At 63.3% G+C, this 19,606-nt stretch carries 15 protein-coding genes and 1 tRNA gene; 10 read left to right on the top strand and 6 right to left on the bottom strand.

Annotated elements, in window-relative coordinates:
- A partial coding sequence (locus QM672_RS21110) for an AMP nucleosidase (RefSeq protein ID WP_415084908.1) occupies positions 1 to 581 on the top strand: 581 nt, incomplete at its 5' end.
- 55 nt (positions 582 to 636) lie between these two features.
- On the opposite strand, the gene panB is transcribed toward QM672_RS21110, so the two are convergent.
- A complete protein-coding gene (gene panB, locus QM672_RS21105; protein WP_311938412.1) occupies positions 637 to 1,458 on the bottom strand; it encodes a 3-methyl-2-oxobutanoate hydroxymethyltransferase in 822 nt (273 codons plus the stop codon).
- 578 nt (positions 1,459 to 2,036) lie between these two features.
- Here panB and QM672_RS21100 point away from each other — a divergent pair.
- Positions 2,037 to 3,488 carry a hypothetical protein gene (locus tag QM672_RS21100; protein ID WP_415084905.1) on the top strand — a complete coding sequence of 484 codons (1,452 nt, stop codon included), beginning with the start codon at positions 2,037 to 2,039 and terminating at the stop codon, positions 3,486 to 3,488.
- Between the two features lie 207 nt (positions 3,489 to 3,695).
- On the opposite strand, the gene QM672_RS21095 is transcribed toward QM672_RS21100, so the two are convergent.
- Entirely contained in the window at positions 3,696 to 5,060 is a 1,365-nt protein-coding gene (locus QM672_RS21095; RefSeq protein WP_311938513.1) for an Nramp family divalent metal transporter, read from the bottom strand.
- Between the two features lie 225 nt (positions 5,061 to 5,285).
- On the opposite strand from QM672_RS21095, the gene mntR reads away from it, so the two are divergent.
- Complete coding sequence (gene mntR, locus QM672_RS21090; RefSeq protein WP_149255206.1) at positions 5,286 to 5,741, top strand: manganese-binding transcriptional regulator MntR; 456 nt, start codon at positions 5,286 to 5,288, stop codon at positions 5,739 to 5,741.
- Positions 5,742 to 6,069: 328 nt separating this feature from the next.
- Complete coding sequence (locus QM672_RS21085) at positions 6,070 to 8,928, top strand: phosphoenolpyruvate carboxylase (RefSeq protein ID WP_415084903.1); 2,859 nt, start codon at positions 6,070 to 6,072, stop codon at positions 8,926 to 8,928.
- A gap of 96 nt (positions 8,929 to 9,024) precedes the next feature.
- Here the strand turns inward: QM672_RS21085 and QM672_RS21080 are convergent, their stop codons facing one another.
- From QM672_RS21080 to QM672_RS21070, 3 genes are all read right to left on the bottom strand, one after another.
- Positions 9,025 to 9,228, bottom strand: a complete 204-nt coding sequence (locus QM672_RS21080) for a heavy-metal-associated domain-containing protein (protein WP_415084901.1) — start codon at positions 9,226 to 9,228, stop codon at positions 9,025 to 9,027.
- Between the two features lie 89 nt (positions 9,229 to 9,317).
- Positions 9,318 to 10,163 carry an SAM-dependent methyltransferase gene (locus QM672_RS21075; protein WP_311938403.1) on the bottom strand — a complete coding sequence of 282 codons (846 nt, stop codon included), beginning with the start codon at positions 10,161 to 10,163 and terminating at the stop codon, positions 9,318 to 9,320.
- Between the two features lie 130 nt (positions 10,164 to 10,293).
- Positions 10,294 to 10,369: transfer RNA gene (locus QM672_RS21070), tRNA-Lys, on the bottom strand.
- Positions 10,370 to 10,582: 213 nt separating this feature from the next.
- Here QM672_RS21070 and gnd point away from each other — a divergent pair.
- The 5 genes from gnd to sseA are packed head-to-tail and all read left to right on the top strand — an operon-like array spanning position 10,583 to position 16,242.
- Positions 10,583 to 11,575: a phosphogluconate dehydrogenase (NAD(+)-dependent, decarboxylating) gene (gnd, locus tag QM672_RS21065; RefSeq protein WP_415084899.1), complete on the top strand. Its 993-nt coding sequence runs from the start codon at positions 10,583 to 10,585 to the stop codon at positions 11,573 to 11,575.
- A 3-nt stretch (positions 11,576 to 11,578) separates the two neighbouring features.
- The gene (gene zwf, locus QM672_RS21060) at positions 11,579 to 13,099 is read left to right on the top strand and encodes a glucose-6-phosphate dehydrogenase (protein WP_311938399.1); all 1,521 of its coding nucleotides are present in this window, start codon (positions 11,579 to 11,581) and stop codon (positions 13,097 to 13,099) included.
- Positions 13,096 to 13,821, top strand: coding sequence for a 6-phosphogluconolactonase (pgl, locus tag QM672_RS21055; protein WP_415084896.1), 726 nt, complete (start codon positions 13,096 to 13,098; stop codon positions 13,819 to 13,821). Before zwf ends, pgl begins: the two co-directional genes overlap by 4 nt.
- Positions 13,822 to 13,872: 51 nt before the next feature.
- Positions 13,873 to 15,387, top strand: a complete 1,515-nt coding sequence (locus QM672_RS21050) for a tetratricopeptide repeat protein (RefSeq protein ID WP_415084894.1) — start codon at positions 13,873 to 13,875, stop codon at positions 15,385 to 15,387.
- A gap of 9 nt (positions 15,388 to 15,396) precedes the next feature.
- Positions 15,397 to 16,242: a 3-mercaptopyruvate sulfurtransferase gene (gene sseA, locus QM672_RS21045; RefSeq protein WP_415084892.1), complete on the top strand. Its 846-nt coding sequence runs from the start codon at positions 15,397 to 15,399 to the stop codon at positions 16,240 to 16,242.
- A 93-nt stretch (positions 16,243 to 16,335) separates the two neighbouring features.
- On the opposite strand, the gene QM672_RS21040 is transcribed toward sseA, so the two are convergent.
- Entirely contained in the window at positions 16,336 to 17,490 is a 1,155-nt protein-coding gene (locus tag QM672_RS21040; protein ID WP_415084890.1) for a septal ring lytic transglycosylase RlpA family protein, read from the bottom strand.
- 679 nt (positions 17,491 to 18,169) lie between these two features.
- Here QM672_RS21040 and QM672_RS21035 point away from each other — a divergent pair.
- Complete coding sequence (locus tag QM672_RS21035; protein WP_311938389.1) at positions 18,170 to 19,555, top strand: efflux transporter outer membrane subunit; 1,386 nt, start codon at positions 18,170 to 18,172, stop codon at positions 19,553 to 19,555.
- Positions 19,556 to 19,606 lie beyond the last annotated feature (51 nt).

The raw sequence follows: 19,606 nt of genomic DNA, 5'->3' as shown, positions 1-19,606 counted from the left end.
TGCTCAGGCCGCATGCCTGGCTGATGCTCGGCCATTGCGCGGGCCTGCGCAATTCGCAGATGCTGGGCGACTATGTGCTCGCCCATGCCTATCTGCGCCAGGACCAGGTGCTGGATGCCGATCTGCCGCGCGAGGTGCCTGTGCCGGCTCTCGCCGAGATCCAGATCGCGATCGAACGCGCTGTCGGAAGGGTCACCGGATTGACCGGCTATGACCTCAAGCGGGTGATGCGGACGGGAACGGTCGCCACCGTGGACGACCGCAACTGGGAACTGCGCCCCTCGACGGTGCAGAACCTGCCCTTCATCCAGAGCCGTGCTATCGCCCTCGATATGGAATCGAGCACCATTGCGGCCAATGGCTTCCGCTTCCGCGTGCCCTATGGCACGCTTCTGTGCGTTTCCGACAAGCCGCTGCACGGCCAGCTGAAATTGCCGGGCATGGCGGATTCCTTCTATCGCGAACGGGTCTCCCAACATCTCGCCGTCGGCCTGGAGACCATGGCGCTGCTGCGCGAGACGGACAAGCGTCAGCTGCACTCCCGCAAGCTGCGCAGCTTCAATGAGGTCGCCTTCCAATGACGGCTTGCGTCTGCGCCCTTCCGACGGGAGGGCGCAGACGAGTGTCCTGCCGGGGTTATTTCTTCTTCATGCCATAGGTATGCTCGGCCGCCGGGAAGCTGCGGTCGCGCACCGCCTCGGCATAGCCCTGCACGGCTTCGCGGATCTGGTCGCCGAGCGAACCGAAGCGCTTGACGAATTTCGGTACCCGGTCGGACAGCCCCAGCATGTCCTCCAGCACCAGCACCTGTCCGTCACAGGTCGGCGAGGCGCCGATGCCGATGGTCGGGATCGGGATATTGGCGGAAATCTTGGCGGCGAGCGGCTCGGCGATCGCTTCGAGCACCACGGCAAAGGCACCGGCTTCGGCAACCAGCTGGGCATCACGCTCGATCGGGGCCCAATCGACTTCTTCACGTCCCTGGGCCCGGAAGGAGCCGAGCGCCATGATCGATTGTGGTGTGAGCCCGACATGGGCCATCACCGGCACACCGCGTTCGGTGAGGAAGCGGATGGTCTCGGCCATGCGTTCGCCGCCTTCGAGCTTGACCGCCCCGCAGCGGGTTTCCTTCAGAATCCGTGCCGCGTTGCGGAAGGCCTGCTGCGGCGATTCCTCATAGGAACCGAACGGCATATCGACGACGACGAGGGCATGCGAGGAGCCGCGCATCACTGCCCTGCCCTGCAGGATCATCATCTCCAGCGTCACCGGCAGCGTGGTTTCCATGCCGTGCATGACCATACCCAGGCTGTCGCCGACCAGGATGCAGTCGACGAAGGGATCGATGATGCGTGTGGTGTGGGTGTGGTAGGAGGTGAGAACCACGATCGGCTCTCCTCCCTTGCGCAGGCGGATCTGCGGCGCGGTGACTCGCTGGGACTGATTTTGAACGGACACGAATTCCTCCTGGGCGTCAGGCGCCGATGCTGGTGTTACAGCCCGGCTGCGATGCCCCAATCACGGGTCGGAAGGATGTGACGAATCCTTCCTAGAGCGTTTTGCGATTTGGCGGCATCGCCTGGAATCGCAAAGACGCATCGAACCAAAGAGTTAGAGCAAAACGCGCTCACGCATGAACGCGTTCGGCTCCAGGAAACACGCAAGAACGCAGGCGGTCACGTGAAAAAGCCTTGGCCCGACGCCGCCTAGCCGGAAGGCGACACAGCAATCCCCGAAAAGCGTCGCGGCGTAAAGCATCAAGCCCGAATATTCCCTGCCCCTACCGTATCTTGTTGTCGCACTGCAACATCGTAGCATCCCCAAACGGGCTTTGCTCGGCTCTAGTGGAGCGCCTTAACCATATTCGTGAACTTTTCAGGGCAGTGCGTCGACCCAGGCTGCATCTTCGTTAACAAATGGTTAAAGAATTTGTTTGCGCAGGCACTCCTCCGGACGCTATCTTTTCCGCTCTCGCGGCTGGATGGCCTTTTTTCACGTCACAGTGGGTGCCCGTGTAGCGTTTGGGTGGGAACGATATGGCTGAACCCCTGAAGAAAGACGAGGCTCTCGCGGCGGCTGTTCGCGAAGCATTTCAGCGCCATATGGAAAATGCGCGCTTGGCTGCGGAGGCTTTGAAGGAAAAGCAGGCCGCGGCCACGGCGCAGCGTGCTGTTTCCCCGTCCGCTCGTGATCCGCGCCTGATCGTGCCCAAGCCGGCCAATGAGGCCGGCGCTGCCGAGACAAGGGCGGTCGTCGAGACGGCCGAAGCCAAGGAAGCCAAGCCGGCGCAAGCCGAGTCGACCCAAGCAAAGTTGAACGAATCGGGGCCGGTTGAGGTCAAGCCCTCTTCCCCCTCCCTCGATCATCTGGTGGCGCTGGCGTCGCCGCCGAAGGAACTTGGGACCCGCCCCACCGAGGCGCCAGTCCCGGAAGCCGAAGCGAAGCCCGTACCGACACCCGAGCCTCCGTCTCCACCTGCTGCCGTGCGGGCAGATTCCGCGCCGGCAGTCGAGGACAGTGCGGACGACAACGGCTTCGATTTCGGCGAAGCACTCTTCATCGAGATCGCGCCAGAGACGGAGAAGAAGGCGCAGGTCGAACCGCCGAAGATGCCGCGTGCGGCGTCGCTGGATACGCCTGCTCCCGCTCCCGAGCAGCCAGGCCCCGAGGCCGAGCAAGCCTTCGAATTCCGTGGCCCGCCTTCGCGCGAACGGCCGCGCATGTCGACGGTAAGCGCGACGGCCGAACCGCCGCAGGATCTGGACCTGAGAAATGGCGGCAGTTCATTGGCAGCATATGCTGATGCAGGAGCGACGCCCGTTGCTCCTGCGGTCAAGGAAGAAAAACCGGTCGTGCCTCAGCCGGCACCGGCGCGGAAAACCACGCGCTTCGGTGTCAATCCGGCGGCCAATGCCAATGATACGCATGTTTCCAGGCGCAATTGGGCAAAGATCAAAATTCCACCGGCCCTGATCGCCTCCGTATTGCTCGCGGCCGGCATCGCCGCAGTCGGAGCCTATTTCTGGGCCAATCCGGAGAAGCTGCAATCTTTGGGCAGTATGGTCGCGCCGCCTGCCTCGGCTCCACCGGAGACGAAGGTTGCCGCCGCACCGCCCCCGGCTGCCGCGCCGGCCCCGAACGTCACGTCTCCCGCACCGGCTTCGGTGCCTGCTCCGCAGAGCGCGACGCGCAATGTCAGCACCATTGCCATTACCCTGGACGAGATCGACCAGGCCGTGCAGTCGTCGCGTGAATTGTTGGCCGGCGGTGACGTGGTCGGCGCGAGGGAGGCTCTCGAATCTTATCGAAGCGGCACCGATCCTCGCGCCTTGTTCGCTTTGGCCGAGACCTATGATCCTGCCATCGTCAAGGACGCCTCCCAGGCGAATGCGGCACAGGCAAAGGCTTTCTACGAAGCTGCTGCCAAGGCGGGCTCCCAGGATACGGCCGAGCGCCTGGCCCGCCTGGCCCTTGTGCATGCGAACTGACCTGACGCTGCCAACAGCATAATCCGCTTTGGCGCATATAGGACAAGCCTGCATAAAGTTTGGCTCACCCAACTCCGTTATTGCTTCGCTCGCAATGACGGGTCGGCCCTTACGCGCCCTGGTATGACTAGAGCGCCGGACCCGATTTCGAGATCGGACCCGACGCTGTCACAACGGCTGCGGCACTCATCATGCCTTTCGCTGGGTTCAGGCCCCCGTGAAGGTGTCCACCAGCAGCTTGATATCCAGAACCAGGATGACGCCGGCGATCATCCAGGACAGGATCGTCAGCCAGGCCGGCGTGACGAAGGCTCCCATCTTGCGCTTGTCCGAGACGAAGCGGACCAGCGGGATGATCGCGAAGGGCAGTTGCATCGACAGGATCACCTGGCTGAGCACCAGCAGCTTGTTGGTGCCCTGATCGCCGTAGAGGGCGGTGACGGCGACCACCGGCACGATGGCGATACCGCGCGTGATCAGGCGGCGGGCCCAGTCCGGGATGCGCAGGTGGAGGAAGCCCTCCATCACGATCTGGCCGGCGAGCGTGGCCGTTACCGTCGAGTTGACGCCCGAGGCCAGCAGGGCAACCGCCAGCAGCGTGGAGGCGATGCCCACACCGAGCATCGGCGACAGCAATTGATAGGCCTGCTCGATCTCCTCGACATCGGTTCGGCCATTCTGATGGAACACGGTTGCTGCCGTGATCAGGATGGCCGCGTTCACGAACAGGGCCAGCATCAGCGCTATGGTGCTGTCGGTCACGGCCCAGCGGATGGCCGAGCGCTTGCCCTCCTCCGTGCGCTCATAGGCGCGGGTCTGCACGATCGAGGAATGCAGATAGAGGTTATGCGGCATCACGGTGGCGCCGATGATGCCGATGGCGATGTAGAGAGCCTCGGGATTGGTGACGATCTTGGCCTGCGGCAGGAACCCGCCGACGATATCGTGGATTGCGGGCGCAGCCAGAACGATCTGGATGATGAAGCAGCCGAAGATCACGATCAAAAGCGCGATCACGAAGGCTTCCAGCGTCCTGAAGCCGCGCTGCATCAGCATCAGCACCAGGAAGACGTCGACCGCCGTGATGATGGCGCCGTAGACCAGGGGAATGCCGAACAGGAGATTGAGGGCGATGGCCGTGCCGATGACCTCGGCGAGGTCGCAGGCGATGATCGCCAATTCGCAGGCGAACCAGAGCATGAGGTTCACCGGGCGGGAATAATGGTCGCGGCAGGCCTGGGCGAGGTCGCGCCCCGTTACGATGCCGAGCCGCGCCGCCAAGGCCTGCAGCACGATGGCCATCAGGTTCGACAGCAGGATCACGCTCAACAGCGTGTAGCCGAATTTCGAGCCTCCGGCGATGTCGGTCGCCCAATTGCCGGGATCCATATAGCCGACGGACACCATGTAACCCGGGCCGAGAAAGGCCAGGAATCGGCGCACCCACAAACCCGTCTTCGGCACGGGAATGCTGGCATTCATCGTCCCCAGACTTGGCCGCCGTTCCTCTTCGGGAGCCGCACGCCAGCCCCCCTGCTCGGCCGAGGCCGCTCCCGCACCATCCGCACTCATACCCTTCTCCACCACGACGATCCGCATCATTCCATGTCGATGAATATAGCATATGCTATACTCTAAAGATTGGTCAATGGATAAACGCCAAGGCTGTATTTCATCGCCGCCATTGATAAGGCTACGCGGATCGGGCATACCCGCAATTGCAATGCCGCAAACCCGGCTGCCAGCGATTGCTCGCCGCCTTGGGATGCACACCGGAATCAGCTTAGGAGAGCCGGCATGAAACGTTCCGCTGCGCTTTCACCCCCCGAACCGGGCCTGGTCGACGCCGTCGTCCACGTCGAGAGTTTCCGCCAGGCGCGCGAAGCCCGCCGCCTCGAACTGATCGAGGACTATGTCGAGTTGATCGCCGACCTGATCAGCGACGGCGGCGAAGCCAGGCAGGTCGATATCGCTGCCCGTCTCGGCGTGGCCCAGCCGACCGTTGCCAAAATGCTGAAACGATTGGCGGACGAGGGGTTCGTGGCCCAGCGCCCCTATCGCGGCGTCTTCCTCACCGAAGCGGGCCAGGCGCTCGCCGAGGCCAGCCGTGAGCGCCATCATATCGTCGAGGCTTTTCTGCTGGCCCTAGGAATCGACGCCGATACCGCCCGGCGGGATGCCGAGGGTATCGAACACCACGTCAGCAAGGCCACCCTCGACGCCTTTTCGCGTTTCGTCAAAGCCAAGGGCTAGGGACGGTCGTCAGCCGACACCCATATTTTACCCGAGTGGAATTTCCGTTCCTCGGCGATTTCAGCCGGCACGAGTGGTATCGGCTAGCGCGTGTGGATCGGTGCCGAATGCCGCTCGCCATAGGGCACACCCAAGCGGGAACTGCCAGCCCGCGCGCGCTTGAGCCCTGTCCTGCATGAAGGAGACTCAGCGCAATCGAAACGAACTGGCCGGCCGCGTTGATCGATTCTTTCGTTTTGGCTGTGTCTCCGGCACGATTTTTGCTCGTTTCCGATGCCGAGGTGGTTTATGGGACCGCCTGAAAAGAACCTGTCGACCGAGAACCCAGATGGATGCACCTTTGCCGGATCCTGGACCTGACGACCGTATCGTCGAGCTCGAACGTTTCTGCCGCGACAAGCTCGATAGCGCCCGCGCCAAGCTGGTTGACGAGCCGCGCTACAATCCAGTGGCCCAACTGGCCTTCGAATTGTCGCGCGAGCTTGAAGCCGGGCGCCTGACGCGGGAGGATTTCGAGGCCCTTGCCCTGCGGCTCAGCCAGGAGACCTTCGCGGCGCGCGCGGAGGCCCTGCGGGACTATGTCGGCCCGCTCGACATGGCAAGCAACCGCAAGAGCCTGCGCCGTGTGGCCGAACATTTGCTCGCAACCGGTCGCCGCGGCGTTTCGAGCGCTTCCCCGCTGGCGCGCACCCAGCTTGGCATCGTCTTCACCGGACATCCGACCTTCCTGCTTTCCAGCGCCAATCGGGCATGCCTGGCACGGATGGCCTGCGGTAGCGAGGCCACGCTGCCGGATGCGTTGATGGCACCGGACAATCCCATTACCCTGCAGGTCGAGCATGCGGCCGCCATGGTCGCCCTCGATGCCGCCAAGACGGCAATCGGTGAATTCGCTCGTATCGTCGCCGAAGTCCTGCGTGAACGGCGATCGGCGGAATGGCGGGCCGTTACAGTCGGCTATGCCGGCTTGGGTACGTGGATCGGCTATGATCTCGATGGCCGCACCGATATTCGTTGGATCGATTCCTTCCGTTTCCGCCTCGCTGAAAAGCAGCACCAGATCGATCGCTATCTCGGCGAGGTTCTGCGCATCGCCGCCCAGGTCGGGCCAGACTCCCAGACCGCCCAGCGTCTCGAAGAGCTGAGCGCTCGCATCGAGCGCACGCGTGCCTGGAATGGCGGCATTCTGGCGGCCTTCAGCCAGTCGCCGCTCGATCGTCCCGCGCTTCGGCAGGCGGCCGATCTTCTCACGGCCCGCCATCCGGATGCGGCCACCAGCGTGCGGCCCTATATTGCCCTGATCGACATCGCGATCGCTGATGCGCCGCCCGAGATCGCGCTCGACCTCGTTGCCCTGCGCAGCGAAATGCTGACCCTCGGCTTCGGGGTCGGCGAAGTGCATATGCGCATCAATGCCACGCAATTGCACAATGCAATGCGCCAGCATCTCGATATCGATTCGGAGGAAAACATCACCTCCCGCTCGATGCTGGAACGGCTGGCGACATTCATTCGCGAGGCCCAGCCGGTCTCCGTCAATTTCGGTTCGCTCGACATCGAGCAGAAGACGGCGCTACGCCAATTCGTGCTGGCGGCGCAGATCCTCAAACATGTCGACCGGGATTCGAGCATCCGTCTGCTCATTGCCGAATGCGAGGCGCCGGCGACCGTGATGGCCGCGGTCTATTTTGCCCGCCTGTTCGGTGTCGAGGACAAGCTCGATGTTTCGCCCCTGTTCGAGACGCCGACGGCGCTGGAAGGCGCCTCGCGGTTCTTCGATGTGCTGTTCGGTATCGAGGAATACCGCCAGGCGGTGCGCCGGCGTGGCCGGCTGGCGATCCAGACCGGGTTTTCCGATTCGGGCCGATTCATGGGCCAGATTACCGCGGCGCTGGCAATCGAGCGTCTGCACGGCCAATTGGCCAGGGCCTGCGAGCGGCATCGGCTGACGGATGTCGAAGTCCTGATCTTCGACACCCATGGTGAATCGGCGGGGCGCGGCGCTCACCAGGGCAATTTCGAGGACCGAGCCTTCTATGTGATGAGCCCCTGGGCTCGCCGTGAATTCGAAAGCCGGGGCATTGCCCTCAAGCATGAGGTCAGCTTTCAGGGGGGCGATGGCTTCATCTATTTCGAGACGCCCGAACTCGCCCTCGCCTCGCTGACACGCATGCTGGAAGCCGAAGTGGCTTGGCGGGAAATGCCGGCCAGCGACGATCCCTTCTATTCCAACACCACCTTCTCCTTCGACTTCTTCCGCAGGCTTGCCTCTTTTCATAGCAAACTGCTCGATGATCATGCTTATCACCGGGCGCTCGGTTCTTTTGCCCAGGGCCTCCTGAACGAAACCGGCTCGCGCAAGTCGCGCCGGCAGTTCGACGTGTCCGGCGGCGAGGTGCATCAGGTCCGGCGTATCCGCGCCATTCCGCACAATGCCATTCTGCAGCAGCTCGGCCATCCCGCCACGGTGATCGCCGGTTTCGGTACGGCGCTGCGGGGCGACGAGGATCGCTTCATCGACACCTTCGCCAAATCGGACCGGCTGCGTCGCCTGACCTCGCACGTCGTGCACATGAAACGGCGCTCCAGCATCAAGGCGCTGGCCGCCTTCTCGACTCTGTTCGATCGTTCCTTCTGGTCGACGCGTCCCTATGCCGGCGCTGAACCGCATCTGGCGGAGCCCTGCTTGTTCATCACCCAATTGCTGGAGGATGACGACCGGGCCGTCTCGATCAACGAATTGGCGGTAAGGCTCAGGCTCGATGCCATCTCGCTGCATCGCCTGCTCGACCTTGCCGGGCAGGATCTGGGCAAGTCGATCTCCGAAAACCGCGAAAGGCTCGACATGCTGCAGGCGGTTCGACTTGCCTTGCTGCAGCACATATTGCTGATGGCCGCCCGGGTGCCGAAATTCTCCACGCGCAACGATGTCTCGCGCGAGGACATCATGGAGTTGATCTTCAGCCTGCGCATTCCCGAAGCCGTCGCGCTGCTGCGCGATGCCTATCCGGTGAATGGACTGACCATGGAAGGCTACAGTCTCGCCGAGCCTTTCACCTATCCGGGCGATGCACCGTCAAACTATGCGGCATTGACGCGCAATCTCATCGATCCGATCGAAAGAACCTATCGGACGATTCTCGCCATCGGCGCCGCCATTGCCCTCGAGTTCGGCGCGCACGGCTAGGCCGAAACGGATCGCGGCGCCGTTGCATGGCAATGTGCCCAGACGAGCCAAGGGGCCGGCCGGCGATGGCCGGCCCCTTCTCCGTCGGCCGGGCAATCAGGCCGGCAACTTCTCGCTCTCGTAACCGGCCTCGGCGATTGCAGCGCGCAATTTCGCCTCGTCGGCGGCACTTGCCACCTTGACGGTTTGCGTGCCGAGGTCGATTTCGACCTTTGCGCCGGGGTCGATCGCCTGCAACGCCCCCGTGATCGTCTTGACGCAGTGGCCGCAGCTCATTTCCGGTACTTTCAACGTGATCATGCGAGGTCTCCAATCGATGAAGACCTTGTAGGGCTTCCCATCATTGTAAGGTCAAGCGCCTTTTTGGACGCTATTGTTGGTCCAGGCGATCAGGCGTTCAATGCGGCCGAGGAGAACCAAAGATCGGGATAGATGGCGATCGCGCTCTCATCCGGCGCCTTCTGCGCAAGGGGCCAAAGCGAGCGGACGGCCGAGGCTTCACGCGAGGAGCGCGGCTGGCGAATCGTGCGGATCTCCCGCGACGCGCCCGTGCACGGAATGAACCAGGATGGCATCAGTGCCTTGACGGCGAAACCAGCGGCCGTGGCCTCCACCCGCAGGGCGAGGCCGATTTCCTCACGCGGCCGCCAGGGAAAGATCAGGCGCCCCCCAGGCTGCAGCGCGGCAAGCCAGGCCAGCGGCGGGGCAACCACGCCTGCATTGACATAGATGAGATCCGAGGGCGGCAAGGCGGTGCGCGTTGCATCGGCTCGAATCACGTTGACGCCATCGAACGGCTTGAGGTTGTGCCGGGCCTGCTCGGCGAGATCCTCTTCGATCTCGAATGCCGTTACGTGCCCGCCGGGCAATGTCAGCACGGATAACATCGCAGTATAATATCCCAGGCCGGCCCCGATATGGCTGACCCTCTCCCCTGCCCTGGGAGCCACCGCCCCAAGCCATGCCGCATGCAGGGCGGGTTCGCCCGTGTTGATCTGCTTGTCCGCCTTTATGGCAATCAGACGGTTCCTGTAGAGGTGGATCGGGTCGGCATTCGGCGTTTCGACATAACCGCCATGATGAGTGGTCAGCCAGGGGCCGGGCGGCAAGAAGGCTTCGCGCGGCACGAGTTCGAATGCCCTCTCGATGCGCGGATCACCCGATCCGCTTTCCTTCAGCATCGACCTGGCAAAATCGCGACGTGCCTGCTCCAGCGCGGCCTTCTCGCTGGCCATGATGTCCCTGCCTGCTCTGATCCCGCTGCAAAATCTAGCATTCTTTCTGCAGATGGGCTTGCAGATAGTATGGACTGGGTCCCGGTATCGGGACGCCCCATCATTTCTTCGATAGTGTCAGGAAAATCAGTGGTGAGCTCGGTGGGATTCGAACCCACGACCCCATGATTAAAAGTCACGTGCTCTACCGACTGAGCTACGAGCTCTCACCAGGCAGGACCTTGCCCTGCAATTGCGGTGTCTCTAAGCGTCATGAGCGGATGGGTCAAGCTGCCATTGCGGCGTGCCATGCAAAAATGGCGCGTCATCCCCTCGTCATGCTCATGAAGTGATGAATACATGCGCTTGCGAGAGCTGAAAACGGTGCTAAGCACGTAACGGACGATAAGCTGCCGGGGGCGGCAAAAGGAGATCAGCCAATGCAATTGGGAATCATCGGCCTGGGCCGCATGGGCGGCAACATTGCTCGCCGCCTGATGAAGAACGGCCACACCACCGTCGTCTATGACCGCGCTCCTCCGGCGGTTCAGGCTCTGGTGGCCGAAGGCTCGGTTGGTGCAAGCGATCTTGCCGATCTCGTCTCGAAGCTGACGCCGCCGCGTGCCGTCTGGGTCATGCTGCCGGCGGGAGCCGTCACCCAGGGCACCATCGACCAGCTTTCGCGCCTCATGTCTCCGGGCGATGTGATCATCGATGGCGGCAACACCAATTGGAAGGACGATGTCCGCCGCGGCAAGGAACTGGCCGCCAAGGGGCTCGATTATATCGATGTCGGCACCTCCGGCGGTGTCTGGGGCCTGGAGCGCGGTTATTGCATGATGATCGGCGGCAAGACCGAAACGGTCACCCGCCTCGATCCGATCTTCGCCACGCTGGCGCCGGGCATCGGCAATGTTCCGCGCACGCCGGGGCGTGACAAGCACGATCCGCGCGCCGAGCAAGGCTATATCCATGCCGGCCCGTGCGGCGCCGGACATTTCGTCAAGATGATCCACAACGGCATCGAATACGGCCTGATGCAGGCCTATGCGGAAGGTTTCGACATCCTGCGCTCGGCTGCCAATGAAGGCCGGGCCGAAGGCGAGAAATTCGATTTCAACATGGCCGATATCGCCGAAGTCTGGCGTCGCGGCAGTGTCGTCACGTCCTGGCTGCTGGACCTGACGGCGAGCGCTCTCGCCGCCGACGAGGAACTGAGCGAATATTCCGGCTTCGTGGAGGATTCCGGGGAAGGACGCTGGACGATCGAGGCGGCCATCGACCAGGCCGTACCGGCCGAAGTCCTCACCGCCGCTCTCTACACCCGCTTCCGCTCCCGCCAGGAGCACACCTATGCGGAGAAGATCCTCTCCGCCATGCGTAAGGGGTTTGGCGGCCACGTCGAACCGAAGAATTCCACGCCCAAGGCTTGAGTTATGAATGCCCACCACATCAACAAGGGCGGCGCCGCCGGCCCTTGCTGCTTCGTCGTCTTCGGCGCCAATGGCGACCTGACCAAGCGCCTGCTCGTCCCCGCCCTCTATAATCTTGCGGCCACCGGCCTGCTGCCGGAAAACTTCGCCATCGTCGGCGTGGTGCGCCGCCCCATGGCGGACGATGTCTTCCGCCAGTCCCTGGTGGACGGCCTCAAGCAGTTTGCTACCCGTCCGGTCGACCAGGCCGTCGCCGACAAATTGTTCGCCTGTGTCACCAGCGTGGTTGCCGAAGTCGAGAACCCCGATAGTTTCCGGGATCTCGCCCGGCATCTGGAAAAGGTCGAGAGCGCACGCAACACCGGCGGCAACCGCCTCTTCTACCTGGCGACGCCGCCCTCGGGCTTCGCTCCGATCACCCGGCTCCTCCAGGAGGTCGGCCTCAGCCAGGAAGTGGAAGGCGGCCCCTGGCGACGCGTCATCGTCGAAAAGCCGTTCGGCACCGACCTTGCCTCGGCCCAGGCCCTCAACCGGCAGCTCTTGAGCGTGCTGAGCGAAGACCAGATCTATCGGATGGATCACTATCTGGGCAAGGAGACGGTCCAGAACATCATGATCCTGCGCTTTGCCAACGGCCTGTTCGAGCCGATCTGGAACCGCGATCATATCGACCACGTCCAGATCAGTGTGGCCGAGACCGTCACGGTCGAGCGTCGCGGCGCCTTCTACGATGCCACCGGCGCCCTGCGCGACATGGTGCCCAACCATCTGTGCCAGCTGCTGTCGCTGGTCGCCATGGAGCCGCCGGCCCGCTACTCGGCCAATTCGGTGCGTTCGGAGAAGGCGGAGGCCCTAGCGGCAATCACCCAATATACGCCCGAACAGGCGATCCTGAACTCGGTGCGGGCCCAATATGGTCCCGGCATCATCAAGGACACGCCGATCACGGCCTATCGTGCCTCGCAGGACGTCAATCCCAAGAGCGTCACGCCAACCTTTACCGCGATCAAATTCGCCATCGACAATTGGCGCTGGGCAGGCGTGCCCTTCTATCTGCGCACCGGCAAGGCCCTCGCCAAGCGCAAGACGGAAGTGGCGATCCGCTTCAAGGACGCGCCGATCGCCATGTTCCGCGACACCGCCCTGTCCGGCATGGGTCCCAACACGCTGGTGCTCGACATCCAGCCGGAAGAAGGCATCACGCTGCATTTCAACGCCAAGGTGCCGGGTCCCAAGATCGACCTGGCCGGTGTCGGCATGGACTTCAAGTACAAGGATTATTTCGAAGCGGCCGCGAGCACGGGTTACGAAACGCTGATCTATGACTGCATGATCGGCGATGCCATGCTGTTCCAGCGCGCCGACGGGGTCGAGGCCGGCTGGGCCGCGGTGCAGCCCTTCCTCGATGCCTGGGCCAATGCCGGCGATCGGGGGCTTGCCACCTATGCTGCCGGTTCCGAAGGCCCGGCGGCAGCCGAGGTCATGCTTGCCCGCGACGGGCGCAGCTGGCGGCCAATCGCATGAGCAGCGAACGCATCATCGATGTCTCCGAGAACGCCGACGCCTTGGCCGACCGTGCGGCCGACTGGTTCGTCGCCGAACTCAAGGGACGGCCGGGGCCCATTGCCGTGGCTCTGTCCGGTGGTTCGACGCCCAAGCGCCTCTATGAGCGCCTGGCTCGCGATCCCTGGCGTTCCGCCCTGCCCTTCGAGCGCATTCATTGGTTCTGGGGCGACGAACGCATCGTTCCTGGCGACGATGCCAGGCGCAACACGCTGATGGCCAAGGCTGCTCTGCTCGACCATGTCCCGGTGCCCGTGCAGAACATTCACGAGATTGCGGCCGCGCCGACCTCGCCCGAGGCTGCGGCGCAAGCCTATGAGCAGGCGCTCAAGGCTTACTATGGCGCCCAGACGCTCGATCCGGATCGGCCACTCTTCGATATCATGCTGCTCGGTGTCGGGTCGGACGGGCATACGGCCTCCCTCTTTCCAGGCAAGCCGGCTCTGGCGGTGCGAGATCGCTGGGTCGTTCATTCCGATCCCGGCCTGGACCCCTTCGTGCCGCGGGTAACCCTGACCTTCCCGGCCATCGCCTCGAGCCGGGCCGTCGCCTTTCTCGCGGCCGGGGCCGACAAGCGCGAGACGCTCTCAAAGGTCTTTGCCGGTGCCGATCTGCCATCGGCCCATGTGGAGGCTGCCGGTCCGATCCACTGGTTCCTGGATAAGGCGGCTGTACCGGGATAACCGCCTGGCGATTTGGCTAGCGCGGTAGACGGCTTGGCTTTTGGGGGCGTGATGGCAGGAAGAATAGGCGGGGCCGCGCTGGCAGCGACGCTGGTGACGGTGCTCGCCGGGCAGGCCTCGGCGGAGATGTTTCCGATTTATCGGTCGGACGATTATTGCCTGGACACGGTCGGCCGGCCGCCGAAGGTGATGCTGGACAGCCCGGAAATGGTCGCCTGTTTCAACCGGGAATCGACGGCCTATGTCGAATTGAACGACATCTGGGCCAAGGTACCGGAGGACATCCAGGGCGCCTGCTATGCGGAAGGCCGGACCAAGGTCGAAACGGGAGCTGGCTCCTACGCCAGGCACCTGGCTTGTACACAGCGTGAGATCGCCGATCGGTCCCGCCCCGGCACCGGTGTGCCGGTGACCGATTGCGACCGCCTGGCTTCGCGCAACGGAAGCGACCCGCTTTCCCTCGCCCCGGGGTTCGCCATGGCGGATATCGATCATGCCAAGGCGATCCCGGCTTGTGAGCAGGCTCTGGCCGAACAGCCGAAGGAAGGGCGGTTTGCCTATATGCTCGGGCGGTCCCTGGACGCGGCCGGGCAGTATGAGAAGGCGCGCCAATCCTACCTTCAGGCCGTCGACCTCGGCGAGAAACGGGCTTTCCTCAACCTGGGCATCCTTTCCGAGGAAGGCCGTGGCGTGGAAGCGGATTTCGCAGCGGCTGTGGCGTGGTACAAGAAGGGGGCGGATGCGGGCGAAAGCGGTTGCCAGAACAATCTTGCCGGCCTCTATCTCAGAGGCGACGGCGTCGAACAGAGCGTCGAGCAGGCCCTGGCTCTTTATCGCCAAGCCTTCGAGCATGGCGACGGTGAAGCCGCCTATAATCTAGGGGTCATGTACGAACAGGCGAATGGCGTCGCAGCCGATCCTGCCACTGCCGTAGACTACTATCGCAAGGCAGCTGCCGCCGGCAGCGCCAATGCTCAATATGAGCTCGCCCAACGTCATGCCAAGGGGGATGGAGTCGAGAAGAGCGCGGCTCTTGCCGTGGTCTGGTACACCAAGGCAGCGCAACAGGGCCTGGGCTCGGCGCAGATGGATCTCGGCTATGCCTATGACGAGGGGCTGGGCCTGTCCCCCGAGCCGGCCGAGGCGGCCAAATGGTATGCCAAGGCCGCGGACAAGGGATATAACGCAGCCCGGCACAATCTGGCGTTGTTCTATGCCGAAGGCAAAGGCGTGCCGAAGGATCCAGCCAAGGCAGTTTCACTGTATCGGCAAGCAGCCGAGGATGGTTACAGTCCTTCCCAGACCAATCTTGCCGTGCAACTTGCCGATGGTACCGGTGCACCAAAGGACGAAGTCGAAGCGTTGAAGTGGTTCAAGCTGGCGGCGGAGCAGGACGAGCCGGTCGCCCAGTTCAATCTCGGTGTTTTCTATGAGGACGGACGCGGGATCCGTGCCAGCAAGAAGGACGCCATAGCCTGGTATCGCAAGGCAGCTGCCCAGGGACATGAGAAAGCCAGGTTGGCTCTCGACCGGCTCACCGGCAAGAAAACCCGCAAGAAGGCATAGGGATACACCATGACCTCCTCTCCCCACCTGGTATCTACAGCCTGGCTGGCCGCACATCTCGGCGACGAGAACTTGGCTGTGGTCGACGCCTCTTGGCACCTGCCGGCCGCCAATCGCAACGGTCAGGCCGAATTTCTGGCCGCTCATATTCCCGGTGCCGTGTTCTTCGATATCGACAAGGTGGTCGATGCGAGCAGCGGTCTGCCCCATATGCTGCCCAGTCCCGAGGTTTTCTCTGCAGCCGTCGGTGCGCTCGGCATCGCCGAGAGCAAGCATATCGTCATTTATGATGGTGCCGGTCTGTTCTCGGCGCCGCGAGTGTGGTGGACCTTCCGGATCTTCGGCGCCTCCAGGGTTTCCATCCTCGACGGCGGCTTTCCGCTTTGGCAGGCCGAGAACCGTCCGGTCGAGAGCGGTGAGCCGCATCCGGTGCCGGTTCGCTTCACTGCGCGTTTCGACGGCAGCCAGGTCAAGAGCGTCGGCGAGGTCCAGGCCGCCTTGGCGGAAGGCAGCGCGGAAATCGTCGATGCCCGGCCGGCAGAGCGCTTCCGCGGCGAGGCAGCTGAACCGCGGCCGGGCGTGCGCCCGGGTCACATGCCGGGCGCCCGCAACCTTCCCTATGCCGCTCTTGTCGAAAACGGCCGCCTGGCCTCTCCAGAGACAATCAAGGAGGCGATGGCGGCGGCTGGCATCGATACCCAAAAACCGCTGGTGACGAGTTGCGGCTCAGGCGTGTCGGCTGCCATTCTGGCTCTGGCCTTCGATACGGTCGGCAAGCCTGTCGAAGGTATCTATGACGGATCCTGGGCCGAATGGGGTGCCCGGCCGGATCTGCCTTTGGCAACGGGCGGTTAAACGCGAGCGGAAACAACCTCATCCGCGCAAAAATAAAGCTCGCACAAAGGGATGTGCGAGCTTTTTGATTCTTTGGTTGATTGGCGATCCGGCCTATTGTCCAGCCATCGAAGCGGTGACGGGCGGAGTCGGCACCAGAACCGCAGGCCCGTGAGCCGGTGTCGCAGCAAAGGCCTGAGCCGTTGGCTGTACGGCCATAGACGGTTCCATCGAAGCGTCGGGCGCCTTGGCCTTCGCCAGATTGACCTGGCCGACCGAGCCGGTCGGCACCTTGCCCAGGACACCATCCGAACTGCGCGGGCGCGAGGGCGGCAGCGGCGTGAACGCCATATTGGTCAGGCCGGCCACTTCGGTCGTGGCGACGGGCGGATCCATCGGATCGGCCTGGGCAATGACCGGCGGCACCATCACCGGCTTGATCTCGGGGGCTGCAAGCCTGGAGGGCTTGGCTTCGGTTGCCGAAGCGACCTGCGTCACGGCCTTGACAGGCAGGATCGGTGTCGCGGTCGGACGCGTCGGCGGAGCCGCATCGGCGACCATGGTGTTCGGGAGGCCGGCCGGCAAGGGAGCCGGCGTACCGTCGGTCCGCAAGGTCGCCAACAGCATCTTGTTGTCGGAGCCGGATTCTGGAGCGCGACCGACATACTCGACCTTTACCCGCCCGACACCGGAGCCCTTGAATTGCAGCAGGTCAGCGGCCCGGCTCGACAGGTCGATCAGGCGGCCATGTACATAGGGGCCGCGATCGTTCACGCGAACGACGATCGAGGTGCCGTTGGTCAGATTGGTGACGCGGGCATAGCTCGGCAGCGGCATGGTCTTGTGCGCGGCTGAAAGCCCCGTCATGTCGAAGCGTTCGCCAACAGCCGTCTTGCGACCGTTGAAGCCCGGGCCGTACCAGGACGCCAGGCCGACGGCGGTGTATTTGGAATCATGGCTTGCCGGCACATAGCGCTTGCCGCCGATGGCATAGGGCTTGTCCGTGCCGTTCTTGCTGCGGACGGGCGGCATGGCCACGCGCGTGCCTGACGGCGGAGGCACGACGGCGGTGCTGGTGGCGGCCGCGACCTGCGTGGTGGCAGGCTTGGGGGCATAGGCCTGGTTGGGTGCAGCACAACTGGCCAATGCGGCACAGCCCATGAGAGCGACGGTCGCCTTGACGACCGCTCCGGATACCCGGGAAGGAGATGAAGTGTCGGAAATACGCAACTCGACGCGATTTGGAACAGCCGAGAGGTTTTCCGCCATCTCAGAATCCTTCTTATGGAGCGAAGAGGCGTCGTGGTCTGCGTGCGGCCATGGCGTGTCGAACACGACATGGCGGGGCGCAGTACGAGCGCATCCTGCTGTTTCATTTCGAAGCACGAAGCCGTTCTGCACTTCGTGTCCGGTGGTGGATTTCCCCGATTTCCGCCATAAAGACGCCCTGACATTGCGTCTGAATTGCGGCAAGGTTTCCAAACCGTAAACAGCCGATAGCGCAAGATCCGACAAATTGAAAGCCCCCGAATGGGCCCATGCGGCACCAGGACACCGGCCCACTCGTCGTGGCGGCCATGGTGGGGTCAATATTTTCTGAACAAAATCAGTAGGAAAAGGGCGGTTAACCAGTGCAGTCGAGCATTGTTCGATTGCCGGCAAAAAAGTTCACTTCACACAACTTTACAGAGCAGAACGACCCCCGCAAACACGGTCCTGCCATAGTCACCGGGCCAGTTTGAGGCACACGGCATGACGGAAAGGAATCGAGGCATGGCGCTTGCCAGCAAACAGGTGCTCCCGCAACGCTCGCGCGATGCCGTCGACTTGGCTATGTGCTTGGCATGTTGGTGATTCCTGCCCTAGGGTCACTGGAACGCTCCTTTTCGAAGGCCCCATCGTGAAGTTTTCTCTTCGTCAGATGCGTACTTCAGCAACGGCAGTCGGTATGTTGCCCGGGCTTGCGGCGATCCTGGCCGGTTGCGCCGATGTTCGCCCGCTCAACCTCGCAATTGCCGTGCCGAGCGCCTATGACCAGGCTGCGAAAGCCAAGCCGACCGAGCCGCTGCGTACGGATTGGTGGCGCAGTTTCGGTTCTCCCGAACTGACGGCGCTGGTCGCGCAGGCGCAGATGGGCAATCTCGACATCGCAACCGCCATCGCCAATATCGAGCAGGCCCAGGCCGGCATTACCATTGCAAGGGCCCCCTTGTTTCCCCAGATCGATGGCGACGTCTCGGCCCAGCGGGCCCGCGCAGCCTCGTCGACAGGGCGAGTCGGACGCGGGCGCGCCACCTATGGCCTGTCGGCGAGCGCCAGCTACGAGATCGATTTCTGGGGCAAGAACAGCCAGGCCCTGGCCAGTGCCAGGTCGAGCGAGGCTGCAAGCCGCTTCGATCGCGACACGGTGGAATTGACGGCGATCGCCAATGTGGCGGATGCCTATTTTGCCATCCTCGGCGCCCAGGACAGGCTGCGCATTGCGCGCGAGAACGTCGCCAGTGCCAGCCGGATCATGACGCTGATCAACAACCAGCTCAAAGCGGGAACGGCGACGTCGCTGCAGGTCGCCCAGCAGCAGAGCCTGCTCGACCAGCAGCGCGCCAGCATCCCGCCGCTCGAATTGTCGGTGGCGCAGAACAAGGCGGCTGTCGCCTTGCTGGTCGGCAAGCCCCCGGCCCTGGTAGACATCAAGGGTGGCGGTCTCGGCCGTTTGCGCGTGCCGGTCGTCGCGGCAGGGCTGCCCTCGCAATTGCTGACGCGCCGGCCCGACATCGCTGCGGCGGAAGCCAGCCTGATGGCGTCCCATCAGGATGCGTTGTCGGCAAGAGCCGCCCAATTCCCCTCGATCTCGCTGACCGGGCAAGGCGGCGTCCAGAGCGCTGCGCTCAAGAGCCTGTTCGATCCGGCATCGGGTTTCTATTCGATCGCGGCAGGCCTGACCCAACCCATCTTCGATGGCGGAACCCTGCGCGGCAATGTCGAGCGCGCCAATGGCGTGCAGAGCGCCCAGGTTGCCGCCTACCGCAAGACGGTGGTGCAGGCCTTCGTCGATGTCGAGAATGCCTTGGCGGCCGTGCGCCTATATGCCCGCCAGGAAGCGCTGCAGCAGGCCGTGGTGGTGAGTTCGCGCAAGGCCTATGCCATCTCGGAGCAGCAGTTGCGCGAAGGTACCGTCGATCTGGTGACGGTGCTGCAGACCGAGCAAACTCTCTTCAACGCCCAGGACACGCTGGTGCAGGTGAAGCTGCTGCGTCTGCAGGCGCTGATCAGCCTGCATCAGGCCTTGGGCGGCGGCTGGACCATGTCCGCCGCGCAAACGCCGCAAAATTAGGGCGTGTCGTGGTGATGCGAAATCCTGCTCGCGCCCGTTCTCGATTCGAGT

The sequence above is a fragment of the Labrys sp. (in: a-proteobacteria) genome (assembly GCF_047605565.1).
GTDB lineage: Bacteria > Pseudomonadota > Alphaproteobacteria > Rhizobiales > Labraceae > Labrys > Labrys neptuniae.
The sequence above is the reverse complement of the archived record's forward strand: the minus strand, read 5'-3'. Positions and strand labels throughout refer to the sequence as shown.